14 protein-coding genes and 1 tRNA gene are annotated in these 8,509 nt (G+C 66.9%); 7 read left to right on the top strand and 8 right to left on the bottom strand.

Annotation, left to right across the window (positions count from 1 at the left end; genetic code table 11):
• Window positions 1-445, bottom strand: a 445-nt coding sequence (locus KZA10_RS04085) for an NAD(P)-binding domain-containing protein (RefSeq protein WP_218682241.1), incomplete at its 3' end; no start/stop codon positions are given.
• A gap of 148 nt (window positions 446-593) precedes the next feature.
• Here KZA10_RS04085 and KZA10_RS04080 point away from each other — a divergent pair.
• The 7 genes from KZA10_RS04080 (at window position 594) to KZA10_RS04050 (ending at window position 3,834) form a co-directional block, all read left to right on the top strand.
• A tRNA-Ala gene (locus tag KZA10_RS04080) sits at window positions 594-666 on the top strand.
• A gap of 83 nt (window positions 667-749) precedes the next feature.
• Window positions 750-1,373 carry a hypothetical protein gene (locus KZA10_RS04075; RefSeq protein WP_218682240.1) on the top strand — a complete coding sequence of 208 codons (624 nt, stop codon included), beginning with the start codon at window positions 750-752 and terminating at the stop codon, window positions 1,371-1,373.
• Window positions 1,374-1,442: 69 nt separating this feature from the next.
• Window positions 1,443-2,027 (top strand): helix-turn-helix domain-containing protein, encoded by a 585-nt coding sequence (locus KZA10_RS04070; RefSeq protein ID WP_218682239.1) that lies wholly within the window; start codon window positions 1,443-1,445, stop codon window positions 2,025-2,027.
• A gap of 175 nt (window positions 2,028-2,202) precedes the next feature.
• Window positions 2,203-2,394, top strand: coding sequence for a PLD nuclease N-terminal domain-containing protein (locus KZA10_RS04065; protein WP_218682238.1), 192 nt, complete (start codon window positions 2,203-2,205; stop codon window positions 2,392-2,394).
• The gene (locus KZA10_RS04060) at window positions 2,391-2,612 is read left to right on the top strand and encodes an ATP-binding cassette domain-containing protein (RefSeq protein WP_218682237.1); all 222 of its coding nucleotides are present in this window, start codon (window positions 2,391-2,393) and stop codon (window positions 2,610-2,612) included. Before KZA10_RS04065 ends, KZA10_RS04060 begins: the two co-directional genes overlap by 4 nt.
• Entirely contained in the window at window positions 2,576-3,076 is a 501-nt protein-coding gene (locus tag KZA10_RS04055; RefSeq protein WP_218682236.1) for a hypothetical protein, read from the top strand. Before KZA10_RS04060 ends, KZA10_RS04055 begins: the two co-directional genes overlap by 37 nt.
• A complete protein-coding gene (locus tag KZA10_RS04050) occupies window positions 3,073-3,834 on the top strand; it encodes a hypothetical protein (protein WP_218682235.1) in 762 nt (253 codons plus the stop codon). Before KZA10_RS04055 ends, KZA10_RS04050 begins: the two co-directional genes overlap by 4 nt.
• A 150-nt stretch (window positions 3,835-3,984) precedes the next feature.
• Here the strand turns inward: KZA10_RS04050 and KZA10_RS04045 are convergent, their stop codons facing one another.
• From KZA10_RS04045 to KZA10_RS04015, 7 genes are all read right to left on the bottom strand, one after another.
• On the bottom strand, window positions 3,985-4,269 hold the full coding sequence (locus tag KZA10_RS04045) for a hypothetical protein (RefSeq protein WP_218682234.1): 285 nt from the start codon (window positions 4,267-4,269) through the stop codon (window positions 3,985-3,987).
• A 132-nt stretch (window positions 4,270-4,401) separates the two neighbouring features.
• On the bottom strand, window positions 4,402-5,091 hold the full coding sequence (locus KZA10_RS04040; RefSeq protein ID WP_127482243.1) for an SDR family oxidoreductase: 690 nt from the start codon (window positions 5,089-5,091) through the stop codon (window positions 4,402-4,404).
• Window position 5,092: 1 nt separating this feature from the next.
• Window positions 5,093-5,473 (bottom strand): ribosome silencing factor, encoded by a 381-nt coding sequence (gene rsfS / locus KZA10_RS04035; protein ID WP_218682233.1) that lies wholly within the window; start codon window positions 5,471-5,473, stop codon window positions 5,093-5,095.
• On the bottom strand, window positions 5,473-6,672 hold the full coding sequence (locus KZA10_RS04030; RefSeq protein WP_218682232.1) for a hypothetical protein: 1,200 nt from the start codon (window positions 6,670-6,672) through the stop codon (window positions 5,473-5,475). Before KZA10_RS04030 ends, rsfS begins: the two co-directional genes overlap by 1 nt.
• Window positions 6,669-7,274, bottom strand: coding sequence for a nicotinate-nucleotide adenylyltransferase (gene nadD, locus KZA10_RS04025; protein ID WP_055867584.1), 606 nt, complete (start codon window positions 7,272-7,274; stop codon window positions 6,669-6,671). The genes KZA10_RS04030 and nadD overlap by 4 nt, the downstream gene beginning before the upstream one ends.
• Before the next feature lie 6 nt (window positions 7,275-7,280).
• A complete protein-coding gene (locus KZA10_RS04020; protein WP_021198522.1) occupies window positions 7,281-7,505 on the bottom strand; it encodes a hypothetical protein in 225 nt (74 codons plus the stop codon).
• Window positions 7,506-7,570: 65 nt separating this feature from the next.
• Window positions 7,571-8,509 (bottom strand): glutamate-5-semialdehyde dehydrogenase (locus KZA10_RS04015; protein ID WP_218682231.1); only part of this gene is annotated, 939 nt, incomplete at its 5' end.

Raw genomic sequence — 8,509 nt, 5'->3', positions numbered from 1 at the left:
GCAGCTGTTCGCCGACGAAGGTCTCCATACCCGGGAAGTGCGGCAGGAAGGGATGCGACCAGGTGCCGGTCGCATTCACGAGGGTGCGGGTCGTCCACTCCCCCTCGCGGGCGCGCACGACGAGCACGCCGTCCTGGTCGTCCACCCGCTCCACGTGCACGGGACGGAGCACGGGGAGGGCATGCCTGTGCTCGTAGGCGGCGAAATAGGCGGGCACTGCCTCGTTCGCGCGTGCGCCGTCGCGTGGTGGAGGAGTGTCTCCCGGCAGCTCTGCGACCCCGTGCACGTCACGCATGGTCAGCGCGTCCCACCGGTGCTGCCAGGCACCCCCGGGCCGCGTATCCGCGTCGAGGACCACGTGCGAGATGCCCAGCCGTGCGAGGTGGAAGGATGCCGAGAGGCCGGCCTGCCCTGCGCCGATCACCAGACTGTCGAGGATGCTCACGCCGGGTTCAACGCCCCGCTCCACGCGCTTGTTCCTCTCCGCCGTCGTCCACGCCGTGACGCGCCCGGGATACCCACCCCGATTGGTGCTCGTGTCGATTCGTGTAGTACTCTTTTCAAGTTGCTCCGGCTGGTCCGGAACAGCGTCTGGGCCTGTGGCGCAGCTGGTAGCGCACCTGCATGGCATGCAGGGGGTCAGGGGTTCGAGTCCCCTCAGGTCCACAGAAAAAGCCCCCGGTTCTCCGGGGGCTTTCTTCGTCTCATGGGGGTCGCTCCAGTGGATGAGGACGCGATCAGGAGGCGCCATGACGGAGACACCCCTCGCCTACGCGGACCGCGTGCGCACGCTCCTGGGTTATCGGACGGTGAGCGAGCTCATCGCGGACGATCACAACGTCTTCATCGACCCCTACTCCGCCCTCCTCTCCGTGCACGCTCGGATCGGGACAGGAAACGTGTTCTCACCGAACGTCCGTATCGACGCTGAATCCGACGCTCTCCGTGTCGGAGACGGCAACAGGTTCTTCGAGGGCACCCGCATCGAGGCGACCGACGGCGGGCGCGTGAGCATCGGTGCCGACAACGAGTTCGGCCCGCACGCCGTTGCCCTCCTCGCGAATCGTCACGATGCCGTGATCACCGTCGTCAGTCGAGTGCGTCTCATCGGGAGGATCGACCTCGCAGGCGCTTCCACGCTGGGCGATGGATCGCAGATCCTCGGCGACGTCACCGCGGTGAACGTCTCGCTCGTCGGCGGCGGGAGCCACCGCGACCCCGACCCTGACCTGCGCGGCGCCGTGCTCAAGGGACGGGGCCGCGCCACCGGACTCACGCTGGCTCGCGGCCACGTCATCAATGCAGACAGTGATTTCGCCACCGCCGCGGTGGAGGCTCAATCGGTCTATCACCCCCGCCCCGCGGTCGACTGACCTGTCGACCGCGGGACACCAGGCCACGTTGTTTAGCATTATCACTATCAATACTGATACCGAATCGATGTGGCTACTTCTTCGGCACTTCTGCATCCGGTTCGCCTTCGTATCGTCCAGACGCTGCTGGGCGAGGAGGAACTCACGACGCACCAGCTTCATGAGCGCTTGGCCGACATCCCGATCGCCACCCTCTACCGGCACGTCGGCCACTTGGTCACGCACGAGCTGATCGAGGTGGCAGATGAACAGCAGGTTCGAGGAGCGAGCGAGAGGACCTACCGCCGCTCCCCGAGTTTCGCCAACCCCTCAGCGGAGGAACTGAACTCCCTGAGCAACGAGGAGCTGCTGACGGCGTTCACGGTCTTCACCTCCGGACTGATCCGCGACTTCAGCGACTATCTGCACGCCGGAGACCCGGACCTGCGCGCCGACCAGGTCAGTTTCGCTCAGGCGTCCTTCTGGGCCAGCGACGAGGAGGTCGATGAGTTCGGGCGCACCCTCATGACGGCACTCGAAGGCGTGCTGACCAACGAACCGTCCGCGGGTCGCCGTCGTCGCACTCTCAGCACGGTTCTGATGCCGCGCGAAACCACCACCGGAGGCGATGCGCGTCGGGGCAGCACCCCGAAGAGCTCGGAGCCGAACGGCTGAGCGATATCGACGTCGCGAAGGCGGCGAGTCAGTGGTGGTTTGGTGCCCACCACTGATTCAGCTCGCCGTGCGTGGCTCGTGCAGCACCCGCGCACTCTGCCACGGCAATCCTCTGAAAGAAAGGGAAGTCCTTGTGAACCCCGTGAACTTCGACACGTCGATGCCCCTCCCCCTCATGCCTGTTCTCATCCTCGTGGCCGTGCTCATCGGATGGTCACTCGTCGACATCATCCGCCGGCCCGTCGAGCATCTCCCCAAGTGGGCGTGGGTATTGATCGTGCTGTTCGCCGTCCCGGTCGGCGCGGTCATCTACATCATCATCGGCCGAGCCCGGGGCGAGAGACTCAGAGACGAGGACCTGCGGTGACCGCGGCGCTGAAGGTCGGAGACCTCACCCGTATCTACCCGGGCGGTGGTGGCATCCGTGGCATCGACTTCACCGCTGACGAACGCGCCGTGACGGCCGTCATCGGGCCCAACGGAGCCGGAAAGACGGTCCTGTTCAGCATCATCGCAGGCCTCGCCCGGCCCGAGTCCAACGCCTCGGCATGGCGGCAGCGCTGGTCACGGATCCGGAGATCCTGATCCTCGATGAGCCGAACAGCGCGCTCGACCCCATCGGCCGCGCCGACGTGCGCGGGATCATCACCGCGCAGAAGCGCCACCGCTGCATCCTGCTCTCCAGCCACATGCTCAGCGAAGTCGAAGAGCTTGCCGACCACATCGTCGTCATCGACCAAGGGCGCGTCATCACCCAGGGAACGACGGCGTCGATCCTCACTGAGGGCATCGCGCCCGTCTGGACGATCCGCCTCGGCGCCCCCGCACAGATCAGCGCTGCCGACCTTGCGGTTGCTGTCCCTGAAGCGCGCTTCGAGTTCGAAGCGGACATGCTGTGCACGGTCCGCTTCCCCAGCTTCGAATCAGCCGCCGAAAACCTGGTGACCGCCCTGCAGACCCTCCGCACGCCCATCATCGAGGTCACTCTGCGCGATCGCGACCTCGACGCGTCATTCGCCCGCATCGTCCAGAACCAGGAACACCGATGACCCTCATCCTCGCCTCGGCCCGCGTCGAGACGCGACGCCTCATCCGTTCCGGAGCGCTGATCGGTCTGCTGGCCGTGTTCGCGTTCTTCGGACTCTCCGGCCCCGCCCTCGCGCTCTACATGCCCGAGTTACTGGCCGCTGCCGCCGGCACCGAGCAACTCACCATCGAAGCTGCCGACGCCACCCCGATGGACGGGATCGCATTGTTCAACCAGAGCGCCATGCAACTCGGTCTCATTCTGGCTGTCGCCCTCGCGATCACCTCCATGAGTTGGGACACCCGCCCCGGCTCTTCGATCTTCTACCGCACCAGGGTCAGACACCTCGCCCCGCTGATGCTGCCCCGCCTCGTCATCAACTGGATCGCGGCCGTCGGGAGCTACGCCGGGGCCCTGCTGCTCGCTGCCGCACTCACCACGGTGTTCCTCGGTCCGATCGACAGCGGGCTGATCATCACTATCGGCGTGGCTTCGGGGCTCTACCTCGTCATGGCGATGAGTATCGGATACCTCATCATGGCGCTGACCAGGCGCACCGCCCCCGCGATCGCCGCCGCGACCCTGCTGATGCTGGTACTGCCGCTGCTGAGCAGCGTCGACGCACAGGCTACCTGGGCTCCGACGACGCTGCTCACTGCATCAGGCGTCGGACTCGCGGATCTCGCGGCGCCGCTGCTCTCGGCGGCAGCCGTCTCCGTCGGATGCGTGATCACTGCCGGTCTCATCTCGAACCGGCAGAGCCTTCGACGCGACGCATAGGTCGCGTGTGAGCGTGTCCGTGCGGCCCGTCGCACGCGGTTTCCCCGAGCGCCTCGGTCGATGGAGCACTCCACAGGCGAACGACGAAGCGCACCCCTCGTTGATCGAGGGGTGCGCCTCTTCGCGGCGGCCAGCGCCTCGTGCGGTCGACTACGTCGCCAGCAGCGGCGGCCGATGGGGAATGGAGATCGGACGTGTGGCCGTGCTCGAACCACGCATCCGCTCGACGTCCTCGAGCACCTCGAAAACGGTCCCGTATCGGGTGGCGAGAGGCAGGTCGCGCAACCAGGTCACTTCGACTTCTGTTTCGGCGAGCTCGTACACGCACGCGACCACGTGGCGTGGATCGTTGGGCGAGTAACGAAGGTCGTTGATCACCCACTCCGATGCCGTGATGCGATTCAGCATGAAACGCGGATCCGGAAGTTCAGACATGTGGGGGCCCTCCAGGACTCTCTCCCTAGAGAGTGCGCCACGAACCGCTGCCAGGGAAGCCCCTTGACACCACACGAGGACGGTGCCGTCGGTGGATTCGGTCGCGGCACGGGCGCGGAGAACAGCGACGACTCAGCGGCCCGGTCGCACCGTGAGGTCGGTGATCTCCGCGTCGCGAGGGAGGTCGAGCGCAGTGAGGATCGTCGTGACGACGGCCTCCGGGGTGATGAAGCGGCCGGCGTCGTACTCCTGCCCCTCCTGCTGATGCACGCGCTCCTGCATCGGAGTGGCGGTGCGCCCGGGGTAGATCGAGGTCACCCGCACGCCGTGCTGGGCCTCTTCCGCCCGCAGCGCATCGGCGAGGGCCCTGAGCCCGTGCTTCGATGCCGCATACGCCGACCATCCGGCGTTGGCACGGAGCCCGGCGCCCGAGTTCACGAACACGACCTGACCCTGAGACACGCGCAGCACCGGCAGCAGGAGGCGCGTGAGCTCCGCGGGCGCGATGAGGTTGACCGCGAGCTGCTGCTCCCAGAGTGAGGGGGCGAGGTCGGCGACGTCACCGAGATCGACGACGCCGGCGACGTGCACCAGCGAGTCGATGCGGTCGGGCAGATGCTGCTTCGACAGCGCCCACGACAGACGGCCGGGCTGTGCGAGGTCGCCGACGAGGACGGATGCGCCGGGGAGCTCTTCCGCGATCTGCCGGGCACGCCCGGCATCACGGACCAGCGCCACCACGGCGTCGCCACGGGACAGCAGTCGACGGGCGAGAACCGCGCCGATGCCGGAGCCCGCACCCGTGATCAGGTGCGTCGACATGTCAGCTGGGGTCTGCGGCGGGCTCGGCCACGTCGATCGGAACGACGGGGCAGTCCTTCCAGAGACGCTCGAGACCGTAGTAGACGCGCTCCTCCTGGTGGAAGACGTGCACGATCAGGTCGCCGAAATCGAGCAGCACCCACCGGGATTCTGCACGTCCCTCGCGTCGTACCCGCTTGTGGCCCGACTCGATCAGTCGGTCCTCGATCTCATCGGCGATCGCGGCGACGTTGCGCTCGCTGTTTCCGGTGACGAGCAGGAAGATGTCCACGAGCGGAAGCGGCTCGGAGACGTTGAGCGCAACGAGATCCTCTCCACCCTTGTCGATGGCGGCTTGTGCTGCGAGGCGCAGCATCTCTTCGGCGGTTTCAGGTGATTGCATCAGAACACATTCGTGGTGATGGCGATGATGACGACGACACCGACAGCGAGGGCGAGGCCTCCGGCGACGATCGCCAGGGTGATCATCAGCCGGTTGCCCTTCTCAGGCGCCGGCGGACGGATCACCTCGCCGGCGGGCTTGATGGTGCTGACCGCCGAGCTGGCGGCGATCGGCGTGGGGGACGACGCGGGAGGAAGCTCGCCGTCGATGAGAACAGCGTCGACGTCCTTGCCGTCGGTGGTTCCGAGAGCATGGCCCTGCGAGCCCATGCCCTGCGGCAGTTCGTATGACCCGGTGACGAGGATCTCGCCGGTGGAGGCGACAGGGCCGGAGAGTGATCCTTCGCCCGGAGACGGGGTGAAGATCAGGGCGTTCGGCGCGGAGTGCTGCGAACCGGTCGAGTCGCCCACGGTGAGCAGTTCGTCGAACGACGGGCGGAACGGCGCGTGCGGGTCCGGAGCTTCGGCGAGGAGCCCCTCGCCGAAGGCGGGGTTGACCGTGGGGCGAACGTCATCGTCATCGTCGTCGTCGTCATCGGCATCGTCGACGTCGGCGAGCACGTCGTCGGCATCTTCGTCGGAACCGTCGGCGTCCTCCGTCACGAGGCCGAGAGCCGAAGCCACGTCCTCGTCGTGCGCCGACTCCTCAGCCTGCTCATCAGCGACCTCGAGCGGAACTTCGCCCACCGAGTCCGCGGCGACGGATGCGCTCACGGGTGCGATGGCGACCTCGTCGTCGATGTCGTCGTCGTCGCCGGGCTCTTCGTTCCTGGTGAAGTCCGGGACACCCGACACGATCTCCGCAGGAGCGTCAGCATCGTCCGCGATGGCGGCGGTCGACTCGACGGGGTTCTCCTCCGGCGCGTGGTCGGCAGGCTGCTCCGACTCCGTGTCGTCGGAATCCTCTGCAGCATCGTCGTCGGCGATGACCGGAACCGAGGCGGTGCGGACCTTCTCCAGCTCACGTGCCTGACGACGCGTCAGGGGTGCATCGCCGTTCGCCTCGTCGGCGTTCGACGTCGGTGCCGGCGCGACCTCGACGGGTTCGACAGCACGGGGCAGCGGCGGCACGGGGGGTGCCGCCTCAGCCGCCGCAGCGGCCTCTTCGTTGGAGATGACCGGGGTCGATCCCGTCAGCCGGATCTCCCGCAGCTGCTTTCGCGTCAGCGGACCCTGCTCCTGCTGATCCGATGTACTCATGCCTTGCTCCGATACAGATGATGCTTCGCGATGTACTGAACGACCCCATCAGGGACCAGATACCAGACCGGCTGATCGTCGCGAACGCGTTCACGGCAGTCCGTCGACGAGATCGACAGCGCCGGCACTTCGAGTTGGCTGACGTTGTCGCTCGGGAGGCCGTCGGTGCTCAGGACATGTCCGGGGCGTGAGACCGCGACGAAGTGGGCCAACTCCCACAACTCATCATGGTCCCTCCAACTGAGAATTTGCGCCACGGCGTCGGCACCGGTGATGAAGAAGAGCTCCGCATCCGGACGATCGCGCTTCAGATCGCGCAGCGTGTCGATCGTGTAGGTGGGGCCCTCGCGGTCGATGTCGACGCGGCTGACCGTGAACTGCGGGTTCGAGGCGGTGGCGATCACCGTCATGAGATAGCGATGCTCGCTCGGCGAGACGCCCGACTTCTGCCACGGGTGTCCGGTCGGCACGAATACGACCTCGTCGAGACCGAGGGAGTTCGCGACTTCGCTGGCTGCGACCAGGTGGCCGTGATGGATGGGGTCGAACGTGCCGCCCATCACGCCGATGCGCGGGGTGCGCGTGGTCGCAGCGTCGTTCATGGGGGCCTAGTGGCCGTGTCCCGCCTCGTGACCGTCCTTGCCGTGCTGCGCAGCCCAGGCCTCGGCCTTCGCCGAGTGACGGTTGGCGACGTTCTTGTAGGAGAAGGTCACCAGTCCGAGGAAGGCGAACACGACCGCAGCGATGGCTCCGAAGATCACCGTTTCGAGCGCGACGTTGCCGTGGTGCTCGGTTTCGGCAGCGGCCATCGCGATCTGTGCGACGAGGTTCATCCTGACTCCGTTTCGTGGCGTGCTGTTCGGGATCCTGTGATGTACAGCGTCCCCCAGTCTAGCCCTCAGCCGCGGGTCTGCCCCGCCCCACGCGCGAGCCATTTCGTGCTGGTCAGCTCCGACAGGCCCATCGGCCCCCGCGCATGCAGCTTCTGGGTGGAGATGCCGACCTCCGCTCCGAAGCCGAACTCGCCGCCGTCGGTGAAGCGGGTCGAGGTGTTCACCATCACGACGGCTGAGTCCACCTCGGCGAGGAAGCGCTCCGCATTGCGCGAGTCGGTCGTGATGATCGATTCCGTGTGACCTGTGCTGTATCGGCGGATGTGATCGAGCGCCTCATCGAGGGAGTCGACGACCTTCATCGCGATGTCGAGGCTCAGGTACTCGGTCTCCCAGTCGTCCTCGACCGCGGGGATCACGTTGGAGACGAGACCGGCGACCATGTCGTCGCCGTGGATCGCGACCCCTTCGCTCTGCAGCGCGCTGGCCACCAGGGGGATCAGACGCGGAGCCGCCTGACGATGCACCAGAACGGTCTCCACCGCGTTGCACACGCTCGGGCGCTGGACCTTGGCGTTCACGACGATGTCACTCGCCCAGTCGTCCGGCGCCGTCTCGTCGAGGAAGATGTGGACGTTGCCCGCTCCGGTCTCGATGACGGGCACGGTCGACTCCGTGACGACCGCCTCGATGAGGCCCGCACTCCCCCGCGGGATCAGGACATCGATGAAGCCACGACCGTGCATGAGCGCCTTCGCGCCGTCACGACCGAAGTCGTCCACGGTCTGGATCGCCTCGGGCGTGAGTCCAGCGTTCTGCACGGCGCTGCGCATGACGTCGACGAGGACGGTGTTGGAGTCGCGGGCGGCACTCCCGCCGCGCAGCACCACGGCGTTGCCGGAACGCAGCGCGAGCGCGGCGATGTCGACCGTCACGTTGGGGCGGGCCTCGTAGATCGCGCCGATCACACCGAACGGCACGCGCACCTGCTCGAGCGCGACGCC

This window comes from Microbacterium sp. BF1, assembly GCF_019279095.1.
Lineage (GTDB): Bacteria > Actinomycetota > Actinomycetes > Actinomycetales > Microbacteriaceae > Microbacterium > Microbacterium maritypicum.
The sequence above is the reverse complement of the archived record's forward strand: the minus strand, read 5'-3'. Positions and strand labels throughout refer to the sequence as shown.

Excerpts from the sequence above, each read along its gene's own strand:
- KZA10_RS04075 (WP_218682240.1), top strand. The coding sequence starts at position 750 with ATGACGGAGACACCCCTCGCCTACGCGGACCGCGTGCGCACGCTCCTG.
- KZA10_RS04065 (WP_218682238.1), top strand. The coding sequence starts at position 2,203 with ATGCCTGTTCTCATCCTCGTGGCCGTGCTCATCGGATGGTCACTCGTC.
- KZA10_RS04055 (WP_218682236.1), top strand. The coding sequence starts at position 2,576 with ATGGCGGCAGCGCTGGTCACGGATCCGGAGATCCTGATCCTCGATGAG.
- KZA10_RS04050 (WP_218682235.1), top strand. The coding sequence starts at position 3,073 with ATGACCCTCATCCTCGCCTCGGCCCGCGTCGAGACGCGACGCCTCATC.
- KZA10_RS04045 (WP_218682234.1), bottom strand. The coding sequence starts at position 4,269 with ATGTCTGAACTTCCGGATCCGCGTTTCATGCTGAATCGCATCACGGCA.
- KZA10_RS04040 (WP_127482243.1), bottom strand. The coding sequence starts at position 5,091 with ATGTCGACGCACCTGATCACGGGTGCGGGCTCCGGCATCGGCGCGGTT.
- rsfS (WP_218682233.1), bottom strand. The coding sequence starts at position 5,473 with ATGCAATCACCTGAAACCGCCGAAGAGATGCTGCGCCTCGCAGCACAA.
- KZA10_RS04030 (WP_218682232.1), bottom strand. The coding sequence starts at position 6,672 with ATGAGTACATCGGATCAGCAGGAGCAGGGTCCGCTGACGCGAAAGCAG.
- nadD (WP_055867584.1), bottom strand. The coding sequence starts at position 7,274 with ATGAACGACGCTGCGACCACGCGCACCCCGCGCATCGGCGTGATGGGC.
- KZA10_RS04020 (WP_021198522.1), bottom strand. The coding sequence starts at position 7,505 with ATGAACCTCGTCGCACAGATCGCGATGGCCGCTGCCGAAACCGAGCAC.